General features: G+C 44.5%; 13 protein-coding genes. 2 read left to right on the forward strand and 11 right to left on the reverse strand.

The features are described from left to right. Nucleotides 1-36: 36 nt before the first annotated feature. The 6 genes from ppdK to CC90_RS0110535 all read right to left on the reverse strand — a co-directional run bounded on the left by ppdK (nucleotide 37) and on the right by CC90_RS0110535 (nucleotide 8729). On the reverse strand, nucleotides 37-2658 hold the full coding sequence (gene ppdK / locus CC90_RS0110510) for a pyruvate, phosphate dikinase (protein WP_031390728.1): 2622 nt from the start codon (nucleotides 2656-2658) through the stop codon (nucleotides 37-39). Nucleotides 2659-2909: 251 nt separating this feature from the next. Continuing rightward, on the reverse strand, nucleotides 2910-3650 hold the full coding sequence (locus CC90_RS0110515) for a flavodoxin family protein (RefSeq protein ID WP_051869388.1): 741 nt from the start codon (nucleotides 3648-3650) through the stop codon (nucleotides 2910-2912). A gap of 23 nt (nucleotides 3651-3673) precedes the next feature. Continuing rightward, complete coding sequence (locus CC90_RS0110520; protein ID WP_031390730.1) at nucleotides 3674-4015, reverse strand: hydrogenase maturation nickel metallochaperone HypA/HybF; 342 nt, start codon at nucleotides 4013-4015, stop codon at nucleotides 3674-3676. Nucleotides 4016-4031: 16 nt separating this feature from the next. Further along, a complete protein-coding gene (locus CC90_RS0110525; protein ID WP_242843273.1) occupies nucleotides 4032-6770 on the reverse strand; it encodes an FAD-dependent oxidoreductase in 2739 nt (912 codons plus the stop codon). A gap of 126 nt (nucleotides 6771-6896) precedes the next feature. Further along, the gene (hypB, locus tag CC90_RS0110530; protein WP_031390732.1) at nucleotides 6897-7565 is read right to left on the reverse strand and encodes a hydrogenase nickel incorporation protein HypB; all 669 of its coding nucleotides are present in this window, start codon (nucleotides 7563-7565) and stop codon (nucleotides 6897-6899) included. A gap of 183 nt (nucleotides 7566-7748) precedes the next feature. Then, nucleotides 7749-8729, reverse strand: a complete 981-nt coding sequence (locus tag CC90_RS0110535) for a DUF5692 family protein (RefSeq protein ID WP_031390733.1) — start codon at nucleotides 8727-8729, stop codon at nucleotides 7749-7751. A gap of 221 nt (nucleotides 8730-8950) precedes the next feature. Between CC90_RS0110535 and CC90_RS0110540 the strand changes: the two genes are divergently transcribed. Continuing rightward, on the forward strand, nucleotides 8951-9658 hold the full coding sequence (locus CC90_RS0110540) for a FadR/GntR family transcriptional regulator (protein ID WP_031390734.1): 708 nt from the start codon (nucleotides 8951-8953) through the stop codon (nucleotides 9656-9658). A 14-nt stretch (nucleotides 9659-9672) separates the two neighbouring features. Here the strand turns inward: CC90_RS0110540 and CC90_RS0110545 are convergent, their stop codons facing one another. The 3 genes from CC90_RS0110545 to CC90_RS0110555 form a co-directional block, all read right to left on the reverse strand. After that, nucleotides 9673-10440: a zf-HC2 domain-containing protein gene (locus tag CC90_RS0110545; RefSeq protein ID WP_031390735.1), complete on the reverse strand. Its 768-nt coding sequence runs from the start codon at nucleotides 10438-10440 to the stop codon at nucleotides 9673-9675. Continuing rightward, on the reverse strand, nucleotides 10440-11042 hold the full coding sequence (locus CC90_RS0110550; protein WP_330373214.1) for an RNA polymerase sigma factor: 603 nt from the start codon (nucleotides 11040-11042) through the stop codon (nucleotides 10440-10442). The genes CC90_RS0110545 and CC90_RS0110550 overlap by 1 nt, the downstream gene beginning before the upstream one ends. A 240-nt stretch (nucleotides 11043-11282) precedes the next feature. Beyond that, entirely contained in the window at nucleotides 11283-11786 is a 504-nt protein-coding gene (locus CC90_RS0110555) for a flavodoxin (RefSeq protein WP_108702624.1), read from the reverse strand. A 390-nt stretch (nucleotides 11787-12176) separates the two neighbouring features. On the opposite strand from CC90_RS0110555, the gene CC90_RS24390 reads away from it, so the two are divergent. Then, nucleotides 12177-14033 (forward strand): collagen-binding domain-containing protein, encoded by a 1857-nt coding sequence (locus tag CC90_RS24390; RefSeq protein ID WP_031390738.1) that lies wholly within the window; start codon nucleotides 12177-12179, stop codon nucleotides 14031-14033. Nucleotides 14034-14115: 82 nt separating this feature from the next. Here the strand turns inward: CC90_RS24390 and CC90_RS0110565 are convergent, their stop codons facing one another. Both CC90_RS0110565 and CC90_RS0110570 read right to left on the reverse strand, forming a co-directional pair. Further along, nucleotides 14116-14595: a CarD family transcriptional regulator gene (locus CC90_RS0110565; RefSeq protein ID WP_031390739.1), complete on the reverse strand. Its 480-nt coding sequence runs from the start codon at nucleotides 14593-14595 to the stop codon at nucleotides 14116-14118. 501 nt (nucleotides 14596-15096) lie between these two features. Further along, the gene (locus CC90_RS0110570; protein WP_031390740.1) at nucleotides 15097-16209 is read right to left on the reverse strand and encodes an aldo/keto reductase; all 1113 of its coding nucleotides are present in this window, start codon (nucleotides 16207-16209) and stop codon (nucleotides 15097-15099) included. Nucleotides 16210-16478: the final 269 nt, after the last annotated feature.

Raw genomic sequence — 16478 nt, forward strand, 5'->3', positions numbered from 1 at the left:
CTCAAAACCTATGGTAAATGTCCAAAATGGTTTCGCCTATCTTTGTTTAATAGCTGCCTGTGCCGCTGCCAGCCTTGCAATGGGAACTCTGAAAGGAGAACAGGACACATAATCGAGACCCGCATTGTGGCAGAATTCAACGGAGGAAGGATCACCGCCATGCTCGCCGCAGATTCCCAGCTTCAGTCCGGGCCGTGTCTTTCTTCCCCTCTGGGCTGCCATCTCTATCAACTGCCCCACGCCGTTGTGGTCCAGCTTGGCAAAAGGATCGGATTCATAAATTTTACTCTTATAGTACGCCGATAAGAACTTACCCGCGTCATCTCTCGAAAAACCGAAAGTCATCTGTGTCAGATCGTTGGTTCCGAAGGAGAAAAACTCTGCTTCCTCGGCAATTTCGTCCGCCAGTAACGCCGCGCGCGGTATTTCTATCATCGTTCCTATCTGATAGCAGATATCGGAGCCCTTTTCACGTTTTACGGCTTCCGCGGTCTCCACCACCACATCTTTCACATATTTCAATTCCTTTTTGTCCCCTACAAGAGGAATCATGATTTCAGGTACAATGTCAAAGCCCTTTTCCGCCTTCACCTCGATGGCCGCCTCCATTATCGCTCTCGTCTGCATTCTGGCAATTTCCGGATAGGTCACGGACAGACGACAGCCTCTGTGGCCCATCATCGGGTTGAATTCATGAAGTGCATCGCAGGCTGCCTTTACCTTTTCTACAGGAAGGCCCATCTCTTCCGCCATCTGCTCGATATCCTTTTCTTCCGTAGGCACGAACTCATGAAGAGGTGGATCTAAGAAGCGAATCGTTACCGGTCTTCCTTCCATCACCTCGTACAATCCTTTGAAATCGCCCTTTTGGTAGGGGATAAGCTCTGCCAGGGCTGCTTCTCTTGCCTCCACCGTTTCGGACAATATCATCTTTCTGATCTTAGGGATTCTGTCAGGCTCGAAAAACATGTGCTCCGTACGGCAAAGACCGATTCCCTCAGCCCCCAGTTTAATCGCATTGAGCGCATCCGCCGGAGTATCAGCATTTGTGCGCACCTTCAAAGTACGCAACTCGTCCGCCCACGCCATGATACGCCTGAAATTGCCGGTGACTCCTGCTTCCACCGTCTTAATATCTCCGTTATAAATCTTACCGGTTGAGCCGTCGAGGGAAAGGTAATCTCCTTCCGTAAACTTGCAGCCTCCCAGTTCAAAGATTTTTGCGTTTTCATCGATTACGATTTCCCCACAGCCCGATACACAACAGGTACCCATTCCTCTGGCCACAACTGCAGCATGTGAGGTCATGCCGCCTCTTACGGTAAGGATTCCTTCCGCCGCGTGCATTCCTTCGATGTCCTCCGGAGAGGTCTCCTGACGCACCAGAATGACTCTTTCTCCTCTTTCATGAGCCATTACTGCATCTTCTGCGTGAAAATATACTTTTCCTGCCGCCGCACCCGGAGATGCGGGGAGTGCTTGCCCGATTACCTGCCCGGCCTTTAATGCTTCTTCATCAAAGTTCGGATGGAGCAGTTGATCCAGCGATTTTGCCTCGATTCTCTCTACTGCCATGCGGGGGCTGATCATTCCTTCATCTACCAGGTCGCAGGCTATTTGCAGCGCAGCTCCCGCAGTACGCTTGCCGCTTCTCGTCTGTAAGAAGAACAGCTTACCGTTTTCGATGGTGAATTCCATATCCTGCATATCCCGGTAATGGACCTCCAAGCGGTTTGCCGTCTCTAAAAATTGCTCATAGCACTCCGGCAGTTCTTCTTTTAGTTTTGTAATGGGCTGGGGCGTGCGGATTCCCGCTACTACATCTTCGCCCTGAGCATTAATCAGGTATTCTCCAAAGATTCCTTTCGCTCCCGTAGACGGATTTCTTGTAAATGCCACACCCGTCCCTGATGTTTCTCCCATGTTGCCGAATACCATGGCCTGTACATTGACCGCAGTTCCCCAGTCTCCCGGAATATCGTTCATCCTGCGGTAAATGATCGCACGGTCGTTATCCCAGGAACGGAATACTGCCTTTACCGCCTCCATCAACTGTCTCTTCGGTTCCTGCGGGAAGCCCTCTCCTTTTTGTTCTTTATATATTTGCTTGAAACGCTCCGTTGTCTCCTTAAGGTCCTGAGCCGTCAGCTCCGCATCTGTATGCACTCCTCTTGTTTCCTTCATTTCCGCCAGGACTTTTTCAAAGCTGGATTTAGGAATCTCCATAACCACGTCGGAGAACATTTGAATGAACCGGCGGTAAGAATCGTAAGCGAATCTGGGATTACCCGTCTTTTTCGCAAAGCCTTCCACCGCTTCATCGTTCAGTCCCAGATTCAAAATCGTATCCATCATGCCCGGCATAGAAGCACGTGCTCCCGAGCGGACGGATACGAGAAGTGGATTCTTCGTATCTCCGAACTTTTTCTCTTGTTTACGCTCCAGTTCTTCCAGCGCAGTAAAAATCTGGGCCTCGATTTCTGGCGCAATCTGCTTTTGCTTTTTGTAATAATCAGTGCACGCCTCTGTCGTTACCGTAAATCCCTGCGGAATCGGTAGCCCGAGCTTCGTCATCTCCGCCAGATTCGCTCCTTTTCCTCCCAGGAGATTCTTCATGTCCGCGCTGCCTTCTTCAAATAAGTACACCCATTTTGCCATACTCTTTCCTTTCTCATCCTTTTGCCATTTTTCATTTTCGTCTCACACAGACGCAATATACCATGAGCGTTAGACGTCCATGGTATATTATAACGCCAAAAGGCGCCTTTCATTCTGTGTGCAAACTTGTCTGATAATTGATAAGTTATTATATCATATATTTCCAAAAATGCACAGTTTTTTCAATTAACTTCCATTTTCCTCTAAATAATTAAGAAATTTGAGCGAAATGTGAAAAATTTAACAACAATTCATTCTTCCACGCTTTTTATTTTCCCGGAGAGAAATCTATAAAAGAAAGAAGCCGCAGCTTTCTTTACCGGATCAATGGATGCTTCAAAATAATAGTGTTTATTCAACCATTGCTTTTCCACCCAGTATTCCTTGTCTCTTGTCAAGACCTTTTCGGCCAATATCTTCTTTATTTCGAAGGTTATCAATTCTTTCATGCCAGGTTTGTACCGGTGCATATCCATATTGAGGTATTCTACAAATCTTATATATTCCTTCTTTTCAAGCCTTTTCGCCCGGCTGCCGGCACTCCTGCCGATTTTCCCGGCGGGAATCGCCCCCCATTGCAAAGCGGCATCCTCCAGATAGTTCAGCGTGTGCCTAAGGCCTGAGCCGGCGGTGGAAGCGACGAACAAAACAGGAATTCCGGTAAGCTCCGGCCTATGGACCCATCTGCACGTTCTGTCCAGAAAAGTCTTAAGCATTCCGCTGACATTATTCATATAAACCGGTGAACTCAATATAATGCCGTCATACTCAGGTATCCTTCGCATGACGGCATCCACATCGTCCTTCAAATGACAGGTGCCGCTTCGCAGGCACGCCTCACAGCCTACGCACCGCCCGATATCCAACTCACTTAAACATAGGATTTCCACATCGATGTCATAGGCCGCAAGCTCCTCCTTTAAGTTCTCGAGGAGATGATAGGTGTTTTTCTTCCGGCTGCTGGCATGTATTGCAATTACTTTCTTTTTCATATACTGCCGCTCCATATCTGCCTTTAATAGCAAACAATTTCTTTAATATAAAACTCTCTTCCGCTTAACAGCTCAAACTGCGTCGATTGGCAATTGGGACAGGCCGTATGGTTTTCCAGTATATTAAAAACCGTCTTACATCCTACGCACTGACCGTTGCCGGGAATGATTTCTATATCCAGCTTTGTCTTCTCCAGCATGGTTCCATCCACAGCGGCCGGATAAACATCATATATATACTTGGGAATCATGGAGGAAAGTTCTCCCACCTGCAATACGATGGTGTCTACTTCCTCCACATCGTTTTCCCTTGCGAACTCTTCCACCACTCTTGCCACTTCCATCACCACGCCTAGCTCATGCAATTTTGCTCAGCTCCTTTTATTTGCTTTTGGAAAAAGCATTTTGTACTTTTTTAACCGCAATCTTGCCTTTTCTCTTAATAATAGTCTTCACCACTACCGGCTTCATATCCGTAAAGGCAACGCCTTCCCCGTCATATACGCGTTCCAGCTTTATCGCATCAAACTTGCACTTTGTCGTACACTGGCCACAGCCTACGCACATGTAAGAATCCACCACCGTTACACCGCAGCCAAGACAGCGCTCCGTCTCCCTTTTCATCTGTTCTTCCGTAAAAGTTCCCCTTAAATCACGGAAGCTTTCCTCCGCCTTTTTATCGGATTCAATATTCTCAGGGCACTGACGGGATGTATTGTCATAGGATTCAATAATTGCAGCCTCTTTATCCAGCTCCTTGAAGATACGGCGGTCGCGTCCGTATACGAGACTCTGGCCAGGCTGTACAAAACGATGGATAGAAATAGCTGCCTGCTTGCCCGCCGCAATCGCATCGATGGCAAAACGAGGGCCTGTATACACATCTCCGCCTGTGAAAATATCCTCCTGCGCCGTCTGGTAGGTAAAGGAGTCTGCTTCCAGCGTTCCGTTAGGTCTTGTTACCACCGCAGAGCCATTTAACAATTCTCCGAGGAGAATGGACTGTCCTACAGAAAGAAGTATGTAATCTGCCTCCACCGTCATCGTGTCGTTTTCATCATACTGAGGACTGAACCTTCCCTCGCTGTCAAATACGCGGACACATTTCTTGAACTCGATTCCCGTAACTTTCCCTTCTTTTGTCAAAATACGTTTCGGGCCCCACCCATTTTGTATCTCAATATCTTCCTCCTGCGCTTCCATGATTTCGTCTTTAGAAGCCGGCATCTGCTCTCTGCTTTCCAGACAGCACTGAACCACTGAATCTGCTCCGGCGCGGACTGCTGTTCTTGCTACGTCTATGGCAACGTTTCCTCCGCCTACTACTACAGTCTTTCCACTTATTCTCGCCTCGTTATCCTGATTTACCATGCGAAGGAATTCGATACCGGACATAACGCCCTGCGCATCCTCTCCCTCAATGCCTACCTTTCTTCCTCCCTGAGCTCCGATTGCCAGATAGAACGCATTATAGCCTTGCTTTCTCAGTTCCTCTAAAGTAACATCCTTTCCTACCTCGACGCCCGTTTTGAACTCAACGCCCATTCCCTTAATAATGTCGATTTCCGCTTCCACCACGTCCTTTTCCAAACGGAAGCTGGGAATACCCATGGTCAACATACCGCCAAGCTTCTTCTCCTTTTCGAATACCGTAATGGTATAACCATCCAACGCGAGGTAATATGCGCAGGAAAGGCCTGCAGGTCCCGCACCCACAACAGCAATCTTCTTATCGCTGTAATCATGTCTCTTCTTGGGAATTATGCGGTTTTCTTTGTCCAACTCCTGCTCGGCAATGAATTTTTTAATTTCATCGATGGCGATGGGAGCGTCGATATCTCCTCTCGTGCAGGCATCCTCACATCGTCTGTTGCAAATACGCCCGCAGACTGCCGGAAGAGGATTCTCATGACGGATCAGTTCCAGTGCATCCTTGTATTTTCCTTGTGATGCCAGTTTAATATATCCTTGTACTCCGATGTGCGCGGGGCAGTTAGTCTTGCACGGAGCGGTTCCGGTATCTACCACATTCTCCCTGTTGGTGCGGTATTCCGGATTCCACTTTTCCTCTCCCCATTCCATATCTCTGGGCGTTTCCTTCGTCGTAATATCGTCGGTCACCGGTTTCGAGGAGCACAGCTTCTGGCCCAACTTCAAAGCATTTACCGGACAGTTCTCCACACATTGTCCACATGCAACGCACTTTTCGGGATCTACCTTCGCCACATAATTGGAGCGCACCATGTCATTATTCTTAAACATGGATGCCGTCCTGAGCGAAAGGCAGCCGCAGCCGCAGCAATTACAAATGGCATGCGTTTTTCCTGAACCGTCGATATTGGGAATCTGATGCATCAGTCCGTTTTCTTCCGCACGTCTGATAATTTCAAAGGCTTCTTCCCTCGTAATCTGACGGCCCCTTCCGGTCTTGATATAATACTCAGCCGCATGGCCCATCTGGATACACATATCTTCTTTCAGATGTCCACAGCCTTCGCCCATGATTTCGCGGTCGGTACGGCAGGAGCAATCGGTAACGGTAAAAATATTGTTCTCATTCAAATACTTGGATACTTCTTCATAGGAAGCCCTGCGGGTATTTCCGTCGATCGCTGTCTCTATAGGGATAACACGCATAAGTCCTACACCCGGAGGGAAGGAACCGGCGCTCATGGGCCCTCTTACACGTCCGTAGGCTTCCATGGCATATCCGATAATGGGGTATTTTTCCACATTTTCCCTGCTGTTTACGATCATTTCCATCGTTCCGGGAATCCATGTCTCCGCCCAGAATATGTCTTCTCCATCCTTGGTGTTGACGAAGCATACGCCATACTGTGCCAGCTTCATCAGCCGTTCGTGGCAATAATCTTCCGGCTTGTTCAATAGCTTCGCGATTTCCCTGGTGGTACGCTTTTCGCAAACACCAAGCCCTAAACCTACCTCCGCCATTTCGTCGTCTACTCCGGCCTCCAGAATAACATATTCAGGATCATCCCATTTATAAGCACTCTTAGAACCCGGCTTTTTACGGCCGATGTGATTGGCGAGAGCCAATACCTTCTCATTATATTGGCATTTATACCACTCGGGAAAAATCATTTTTGTAATATCTTTCATCTCATTTAACCTTTCGTTACTGTTCACTCCGTTCTCAGCAACTCATGATTTCTGCATTTAAATTCGCTCTGCGAAGCAGAAATCATCTCTTGAATCACGTTCTTATGTAAACAGTAATAACCTTTCTTACGCCTGCCATTTTTTAGTTTCATCACAAAGCCAGTCAGCAAAATCCGCTATTCCCTCTCCCGTTTTCGCGCAAACCGGAATGACCCTGATATCCGGATTCAGTTTCCTGGCCCGCTCTATGCAGACCTGCAAGTCAAAATCAAAGTATGGCATTACATCTATTTTATTGATCAAAAGTACATCGCAAATGCTGAACATCAAAGGATACTTAAGCGGTTTGTCATCGCCCTCGGGTACGCTTAAAATCATGGCATTCTTTACCGATCCGGTATCGAATTCCGCAGGACATACGAGATTGCCTACGTTTTCTAAAATCGCCAGATCCACGCCTTCTGTTCCCAAGCCTTCCAAGCCCTGTTTCGTCATATCCGCATCCAGATGGCACATGCCGCCCGTATGGAGCTGAATGACCTTCGCCCCCGTCTTTGCAATCGCAGCCGCATCCACATCCGAATCGATATCAGCTTCCATCACACCGATACGCAGCTTATCCTTCAGCAATTCGATAGTGCGTGTCAACGTGGTCGTCTTCCCCGCACCGGGGGAAGACATCAGGTTGAGTAAAAATATTTTTTCTTCTTTTAATTTCTGCCTCAGTAAGTCTGCTTGTTTATTATTATCTTCAAATACACTTTGCTTAATTTCCAGTACTCTATATTCTTTCATCTTATGCTGACCTGCTCCTTCCAAAGTACGGCATGTTACTGTTCACTCCGTTCTCAGTAACGCATGATTTCTGCATTTCAATTCGCTCCGCGAAGCAGAAATCATCTCTTGCATCACGTTCTTACTCAGCTTAACAGTAAATGTTAAACTGCTGTGTAAACAGTAAGTACTGCAATTTCTTATTTATTCTGCTAAAGCTGCGACTTCTTTATATTTTGCAATATCCGTATACAGTTCCGCCTTATAAGGATTGCGTTTCGTCTTCGTTACCTTGTAAATCATGTAGGCCAATACCGCTATATTAGCTGCCAATGCAAGGAAACTTACGATAAAGTAGATAGTCGTATTATAGGTCGAGGAAACGGAGAACATTCCCGTATCCTGGAATGCAGGGAACGTCTGTGCAAACATACACCAGAGCGCGAGTGTCTGTGCGCGGTGCTGAAGCCATGCTCCTTTTCCCAAGGTAAATGCACAAAGAGTCGGAGCTAACAGCAGTGCGAAGCCGCAGTACCATGAATGTCCCGGGAGACAGTTGTATGTATACGCAAAGTTCCAAAGGTCATAAGCGATAATCCAGAACCAGAGCATATCAGGCCAAATCATATCTCTGCTCTTATCCTTAGCTGTCGCCTTTCTTATCTTGATGCCGAACCATCCGGTAATCGTGATAATATTCAAAATACCCGCAATCGCGTTCATGTAGTTCCAAGGTCCGCCGATTACGTACTGTGCATCGTCCACCAGCATTCCGCCGCCCACATAATTCATTCCTACTTCCAAATCACGGGCTACGGCCTCACCGATATTGATTGCAAGAATCAAAGGAGGGAAGCACAGTGCGATTTTGTTCTCGGAAAGTCTCCACGCTTTTCCTGTCTTCTTGTTCGTTCCATGAAGATGGCGGATACACCAGAAGCCGATACAGCCGGCCGTGGAAGAATATACCTTTGCCAGATGGAACCAGTCCGTATAGGTGGTATCTGATAAAACCGTAAACCACAGAACGGATAAAACAGCGGGAAGTACGACAAAGCATACGATTCCCATTACCTTGTATCTTCTGGATACCTCATTCAGTGCAAATAACGCTGCAAAAACCACTAACCACATGAGCCACGACGTTAAGCCGGTTGCTCCCTCCGCATAATTAAATGTAAACATAACTCTCACCTTTCCTTTGTTATGCTGGTCATACCAGCACATATTTTTCGTTTTCTTCTTGATATAAATTTATCATTATTATAGAAAATAGTCAATTCTTTATAAACCTTTCTACATTATACTAAAATTTTGTTGTTGATTTTAGTCATTTCGTACAATATAATGATTGAATAAGCAGTTTTGGTATGTGGTTAAACCAGTTATTATATGGAGGTCATTTTATGGAATTTCAAAAAATAAGCTCCCCTTCTCTCAGGGAGCTGTTCGTAGAACAATTAGAGCATATGATTTTATCCGGCAAGCTGGGAATCGGAGAAAAGCTTCCTCCGGAAAGACAGCTTTCGGAGGCTATGCAGGTCAGCCGGGCCGTAGTCAACAGCGGTATTGCCGAGTTGGAAAAAAAGGGCTTTCTCATAGTAAAACCCAGAGTCGGCACCTTTGTCGCAGACTACCGCAGAACAGGAACGCTCGATACCCTGCTTTCTATTATGAAATATAATGGAGGAAAGCTGAGAAATGATGAAATAAGATCGATTCTCGAAGTCAGAATTGCTTTAGATACTCTTGCGGCACAGCAATGTATTAAACGCATTACCGACGAAGAGGTTCAATTGCTGCTGGAAAAAACAGAACGCATCCGGGATGCCTCCTCGATTGCCGGGGCCTCTCAGGCTGCGTTCGAATTTCAGCATGAATTTGCCGTATTGTCCCAAAATGTCTTAATACCTTTAATTTTTCAATCCTTTAAGGTTCCGGTATTCACCCTTTGGGAACGTTTCTGCACGCTTTATGGAATCCCAGCCCTATATCAAAATACTTATAAGCTCTGGTCCTTCATTCATGACCGGGATATAGACGGAGCGGTTCACTGGATTCAGCACTCCGTAGGAGAAACCATAAACGGCAGTCGGAAAATTTATTACGAATGACAAAAGACAGAGGCCTATTCTTTCCTGCTCTTCACATAACCAAGAAATAGGAATACCGCAGCACACAACAGATAAGCCGCCGTGTCGATCCATTCGTATCCTACTGTATAAATTTCTTTCAACGTAGCCTGGTTCGCGATTGCATTGGTAACCGCGGAACCTACGGCTACAAACAGTAAGAATATACCTATGGAGGTCCATACATTTACCTTCGTAAACCGTGTGATTAGTATGTTGGCCCAGACAATCGCAATCCAGAGGACTCCGATAGTGAGAGCATATTCCCTTACCCAATAAATCGGCTGGCTTATATAGTTCTCATTCGCTACATATTCAATCACACATAGAAGCGGAAGCAGAAGAATGCTGGCAGCCGCCGTCATTTTCATAATCTTGTTCTTCTTGCTGATTACCAGCGGAAGCCCGCAGGCATAAACATAGGCGATGCTGGCATCGACGATCAAGGACCAGGTAAGATGTCTGTTCACTGCAACGTCAACAATAAAGGAGACAAGGATTGCAATAACTCCCACCGATAAAGCAATTCCCTTCAGAACATATAATATCTTTGCTTTTTTCAAATAATTCACTACCTTCTCATTTTTTTTAGTAATAGCAATTGTATCATGAATCGTCTTCATCATCGTATCCCGCTCCGAGGTACATTCTTCACAATCCGCAAAATGCTCTTCTATCACTCGGTTAGTCTCCTCGCTGGTCAATCTTTCCACATAGCTTGGAAGCAAATCCCTTACTACCGCACAATCAATTTTATTTCCCATTATGAATCTTCTCCCTTCAATATTTTTTGCTTTCCTCTGTAAAAGGTAACTCTTGCCCAGTTCTCCGTTACTCCCATGATTTCACCGATTTCCGCGAAGCTCAGTTCTCCGGTAAGCCTAAGATACATAACCTCTCTTACTTTACCTTCCAGCCGGTATATTTTTCGGAACAATTCTACCTTATCGCATTTCATCAAATATTGTTCTTCCAAATCCTCCTCGGAAATCTTTTCGGTAAGCTCATCGATGGATACCGTTTTTTTCTTTCGCCGCTCCAACTCCTTATACCACAGCCTTTTTCCGATTTGGCAGAGCCAGACGGATATCTTACAGTCCCCGCGAAACTTCTGGATTCCTCTTATCGCCTGATAAAATGTTTCCTGAGTCAACTCTTCCGCCAAATAGGCGTCCTGGGTCAAGCAGAATAGATATTTATATACGACAGAAACATTCTCTTCATAAATTTGTTCCATATTCTGCTTATCCAATTCCACACCTCCCCATACGGCGCAGTATAAACCGGTATCGGCCTTATACGCCGGAATAAATCCGCTTGCTTTTCTTCCTTTTACTTTCGTTACATTAATAAGTGCGGCAATCATTACAAAACGTTACACACTTTTCAAAATTTTTGATTTAAACTGAACGCAGTACTGACTTCTATCATTTTATAAAAACCAAAAGTTAGAAGCGTTTGATCCGATTATGAAGAAACGGCGATTTTGAATGACCTCAAATACGCCGTCTTACTTTACAAAAATATTTATTACATATGTCTGGTATTGTCATTCTGTCTCCTCCCCGAACATTCCTTCCCGTTCCTGAGACTTATTTCTTTGTGCTTATATCCACTTCTCTATGGCATCTTTTGCTTCATTCACGCTCGCACCATGTATGGAAAACGGGGTTTCAACCTCGGCATACGGACACAGCTTCTTGATGTCCTGTTCACTGCTTCCCATGTCGCTTCCTTCATGAGTGCAGAACGGCCTGATTTTTTTTCCTGTAAAATCATATTTTTCGAGGAAGGTCCAAACGTGCATCGGCATGGTTCCCCAATAATTAGGATAGCCCAGATAAATTGTCTCATACTCCGAAATATCAGCCGGCGAATTCTTAAACTCCGGTCTGATATTCGCGCCTTTATCACGCTTCGCTTCCTCTATACATATATTATAATCGGCGTTATACTCCTTTACCGGCTCAATCTGAAACATATCGGCTCCCGTCGTATCGCTGATCATCTTTGCCGCTACCTCCGTATTGCCGATGTCCAGGCTTTTAATTGCGCCATTTACATAATTCTCACCCTTTCTTGAAAAATATGCGACTAACTCTTTTGACATGTCATTTCCTCCTGAAAACATTTTATCCGTATCTACTTATGTTAACTATTTTCTACCGGTACAGCATGCATTAAATACCTGTGCATAGTTCTGAGGATGATTTTTCTTAGGCAATGCCAGACAAACGCAGGCGTAGTGGTGCTACGCTGAGGCTTGGCTGGTATTGGTTAAGGGAAATCAGACCAGAAATGCATAGGTATTTACAGTACGCTGTACTAGCTCTCAGTACAATTATGACTTGGACTTCCGTCTAAGGCAAGAATAATTAATTTTTTAACAATATATTTCTCCAAAAACCTTCATCGTTTGCACGATTATCCCTTTTTTGAATACATTGTAGTAAGAATGAGGATTATGAAATCCAAGATGTTTCATAGGAGTTAGATTAGATTGGATTATAATATTACTAGTAATAAGATTACATCAAAAGTGGGGATTCCCTATGACGATATTCGCTGGCAAGATGTTACCGGGCAGCCTTTCGGTACCGCATCTCAATTCAACGCTATTGTTTTTGGCAATGCTAATAACATCGTGGACGCTAACGGCGCAATGGCAGTTGGCGGAAACTTTGTCAGTCCCCGGGGCCTTAGTCTTGCCTTTGGAGGCGGTTCACAACCGGTAGAAATAGGCTATTCCCCTGATATGGTAAGATTTCTTGTGGGAAATAATGTTTCAATGAACGGCCCTTTAGGAGTGGTTGGCCATGTTGTGGCCGGCGGTAACTTCCGGACCGACAAAGGCAGTACCTATTTCATCGGCAAAAGCGGAGAACCCGGACAGGTACAAAAGTTAGAATCTCTATATCATTCCGATTCAGGCAGCCCTTATTGGAAGCCCAGCGATAAAGGAGATCACTACATTATTCCAAGCTACGATGTGCCAAGATTCATTCCTGCAAGCCGGATTGGCGCAGATACTGCCGGCTTCTTCCAGGATGCAAGAAACAGCATTGAGAATTATAAGAACTGTATTGAAAATTTACCCGCAAACGGAGAAGTAATCGATAATTTCCACGAATGGATTCTTCGCGGTAATAATCCGCAGCAGAATGTATTCACGCTTGATGTACCAAACGGTATCCTAAAGAAAGGTATTCGTGCCGAAGTGCCGGAAGGCAGCTTAGTCATTGTAAAACTAAGAACAGGAGATAATGCACATCTGCAGTATGGCCTTATAGGAGAACGCAGCAAAGCGGACCATACCCTTTATGTGTTTGAAGACGCTAAAAATATATTTATGGAAGTTCCTGCTGCAATCTGGGGAAGTATTCTGGCTCCACAGGCTATGTTTCATGCTCACTCAACAGGAGGAAATGTTACTGGAAATGTCGCTCTGAATTCGTTTGCAGTAAATCCGACCAGCGGGTTCGAATTCCATCTTCCTCCTTTTACAGGAGGCGTAATGTGCGAAACAGGAGGAGCAGTTCTTCCTGCAACGCCTGTTACTCCGGCTGTACCTGTTACTCCGACTGTACCTGTTACCCCGGTAGCCCCTGTTACCCCGACAACACCACCTACTATGGTGAGTCCCGAGACTGTCGTTTGTCCGGTTTGTCCGGAACCGGCTCCCTGCCCGATTTACCCTACTTGTCCGGAACCGCTGCCTTGCCCGATTTGCCCGGAGCAGATGCCTTGTCCGGTCTGCCCGTCTTGTCCGGAGCAGATGCCTTGCCCGGTCTGCCCGTCTTGTCCGGAGCAGATGCCTTGCCCGATTTGTCCGGAGCCGGTTACTTGTCCGGTTTGCCCTACCTGTCCGGAGCCGGTTACTTGTCCGGTTTGCCCTACCTGTCCGCAACCGATGCCTTGCCCGGTTTGTCCTACTTGTCCGGAACCGATGCCTTGCCCGGTCTGCCCGGTCTGCCCGGTTTGCCCGGAGCCGGTTATTTGTCCGGAATGTCCGCCTTGTCCTGCTTGCCCGGTTTGTCCGGAGCAGATGTCCTGTCCGGAATGTCCTCCTTGCCCGGAATGTATGATTACCCCAGGGCTCATTGCCGGCTACATCAAGGGATGTTCCTGCTGCAGCGAGCATGAATGGGAGCTGCGGCTTTACCAAATATTCTGCAACACTCAGGTTTTATTATCATGCAAATGCGTATCTTGCTTTGGGTATTTTGAATTCGAAGTTCCGTACAGCGGAAGTTATTTATTACAAGTATGTCCGTCAAAGAGCTTCAGAAAAAGCTTCAGATGTAAGCCGAATATATCACTGAATAATATTGGAGTATCTAACTTTATGATGGAATAAAGGATAGCTGAAAATCCTAAAGGCGCAGGGAATGAATCCTTGCGCCTTTAAAGTTATTTTTTTTTCTTAATTCCATCTATAATTAATTTCTGCATCTCATTTTTATTTTTCCTAAAGCAAAGGCCAACTCTTCATATAAGTTATTCTCCGCAACCTTAAAATAACGTTCATCTATAACAGTATCTTTCTTTCCTTGTTCATCTCTTTTTCTTCTCCTGTAATACATGCTTTTAATAATACTGATTAATATTTTAGGTTCACACCTTTGGATAGCCTCTTTATATTTCTTTTCGCACAATCTGCTATTATCAATCAACATTTCTTCTATTTCCGGAACTTCACCAATTATTTTCCATGCTTCCTCTTCATTGATAACTTTGCGAATTCTATGTTTAGTTCCATCCACAGGAATATATATTTTTGCACCTGTTTCTTCCAATGGACTCATATGGTAATAAAGTGCATTCCCGACGGCCATAGAAACATCTAAATATGCAATATCTTCAATTTTACATATTCCATAATTTGAGTTAACTACTACATAATCACCAATTTTAAACATTTAAATTACTCCTATATTCTTATCTAATTATTACTATTAGTTGACAAGGTCTCACATGGTTGGATAAGGCCTTGTTAATCGATGGTAAACTAATTCAAATGATTTTCAGACTGTATGCCAAAACACTATGCCTCAATATTGATATAAATAAAAGAAGGAATCATCACACTCAGTGAATTAGAGTGAACCATATCCCTTCCGTTTACCCAATAATTACTAGTTGTTTATTCTATGTTTAATATTATAACAAATTTTATGACTTTTTGTAAGTGTTTTAAATAATTATATAAAAAAATATCGTATCATTATTTTTTTGTCTTTATATTTTCAGTATTTTCCCCAAAAGTGATACATTATTTAAGACCGGTGAGGACTATACTTTGAAGCTTTTAAATTTTTTTGAAGAAGATACATACATAAAAAGGAGCTTATTCAATGTACTCATTATGAGATTCCTGAATAAGCTCGATATGATATTTTTAAATACATTAAATTATATTACTACCTGCTCTTCTCGAACATCTCGCTGACATCCTCCAGACATGCTCTGATCTTTATATGCTGAGGGCAAACCTTCTCGCACTTTCCGCATTTAATACAGTCGGAAGCCGCGCCTCTGTCCTTGGTGCTCACGCTGTAATACACATCACTGTTCCAGTCATTATATTGCTTTTTCGCATTATAGCAAGCGAATAAATCGGGAATCGCTATATGTACGGGACAACCATCCACGCAGTATTGGCAAGCTGTACACGGAATCATGTCTTGATCCTTCATGATTTCCCTGACATGGCCTATCAACTCGAATTCTTCCTCTGTAAATGGAACGAAATCCTTCATATAGCTGAGATTATCTTCCATCTGCTCTATCGTACTCATTCCGCTTAGGACCATACATACCTTATCGAAGGAAGCGCAAAAGCGAATGGCATAGCTTGCATAGCTCGCACCGTTTCTATGCTCGTCCAAAATGATTTCAGCCGCCTTGGGCAAATTCACAAGTCCGCCTCCTTTTACCGGCTCCATTATGATAACCGGCTTACCGTACTTCTCGCACACCTGATAGCAGAGATGACTTTCAATGCCCGGATCATCATAGTCCGCATAGTTGAACTGTATTTGAACCACCTCAATATCGGGCTGCTCGCTTAGAATTTTATCTAACACCGCCGCCTTATCGTGGAAAGAAATACCGATATGCCTGATTCTGCCTTCCTCCTTTAACTGCTTTACCGTTTCGAAAGCATGGCATTCTACGTATTTCGCGTAATAATCGGAATTCAAGGCGTGCATCAGATAATAGTCGAAATACTCCACACCCGTATTTTCAAGCTGTTTTTCAAAAAATGGGATAATTTCCTCTTCCTTCTGGAAATAATTGGAGGTCAATTTATCGGTAAGGATATAGGACTCTCTCGGATATCTCTTTACCAGGCATTCTCTAATCGCTGTCTCGCTTTTTCCCCCGATATAGCCGTGGGCCGTATCAAAATAGCAAAAGCCCTCCTTAAAAAATGCATCGATCATCTGATTGAACTGTTCATAGTCCACTTCCAATTCATTCTCTCCCTGTTTCATGGGAAGTCTCATACAGCCAAAGCCCAGTTTCTTCATCTTAATCCTCCATGTTTTCAATACCTGCTAATTCGGGCGCAAGCACAATATTTGCAGGCATAATAAATTATGCTGTGAAAAATTTATTTTTCACATTAATTTCCTTATTACTTCGCAAATTAATATAGGAAAATCATTCTTTAAAAGCTCATATTTTCCATATATTAAAATACTACACCTTGGAGTTAAGTTTATGTCAAGAGGATTTTAAATAAAATTTTATAATATTCTTATTAAAATGTTTTTTCGTATATTTGGTCGAGCTATAC

Origin of the sequence: Kineothrix alysoides, from assembly GCF_000732725.1 — a bacterium.
GTDB lineage: Bacteria > Bacillota > Clostridia > Lachnospirales > Lachnospiraceae > Kineothrix > Kineothrix alysoides.

What these genes read in the sequence shown, in the direction of transcription:
- ppdK (WP_031390728.1), bottom strand. Translation starts at nt 2,658, where the DNA reads ATGGCAAAATGGGTGTACTTATTTGAAGAAGGCAGCGCGGACATGAAG.
- CC90_RS0110515 (WP_051869388.1), bottom strand. Translation starts at nt 3,650, where the DNA reads ATGAAAAAGAAAGTAATTGCAATACATGCCAGCAGCCGGAAGAAAAAC.
- CC90_RS0110540 (WP_031390734.1), top strand. Translation starts at nt 8,951, where the DNA reads ATGGAATTTCAAAAAATAAGCTCCCCTTCTCTCAGGGAGCTGTTCGTA.
- CC90_RS0110550 (WP_330373214.1), bottom strand. Translation starts at nt 11,042, where the DNA reads ATGATTGCCGCACTTATTAATGTAACGAAAGTAAAAGGAAGAAAAGCA.
- CC90_RS0110555 (WP_108702624.1), bottom strand. Translation starts at nt 11,786, where the DNA reads ATGTCAAAAGAGTTAGTCGCATATTTTTCAAGAAAGGGTGAGAATTAT.
- CC90_RS0110570 (WP_031390740.1), bottom strand. Translation starts at nt 16,209, where the DNA reads ATGAAGAAACTGGGCTTTGGCTGTATGAGACTTCCCATGAAACAGGGA.
- CC90_RS0110565 (WP_031390739.1), bottom strand. Translation starts at nt 14,595, where the DNA reads ATGTTTAAAATTGGTGATTATGTAGTAGTTAACTCAAATTATGGAATA.
- CC90_RS0110535 (WP_031390733.1), bottom strand. Translation starts at nt 8,729, where the DNA reads ATGTTTACATTTAATTATGCGGAGGGAGCAACCGGCTTAACGTCGTGG.
- CC90_RS0110525 (WP_242843273.1), bottom strand. Translation starts at nt 6,770, where the DNA reads ATGAAAGATATTACAAAAATGATTTTTCCCGAGTGGTATAAATGCCAA.
- CC90_RS0110545 (WP_031390735.1), bottom strand. Translation starts at nt 10,440, where the DNA reads ATGGGAAATAAAATTGATTGTGCGGTAGTAAGGGATTTGCTTCCAAGC.
- hypB (WP_031390732.1), bottom strand. Translation starts at nt 7,565, where the DNA reads ATGAAAGAATATAGAGTACTGGAAATTAAGCAAAGTGTATTTGAAGAT.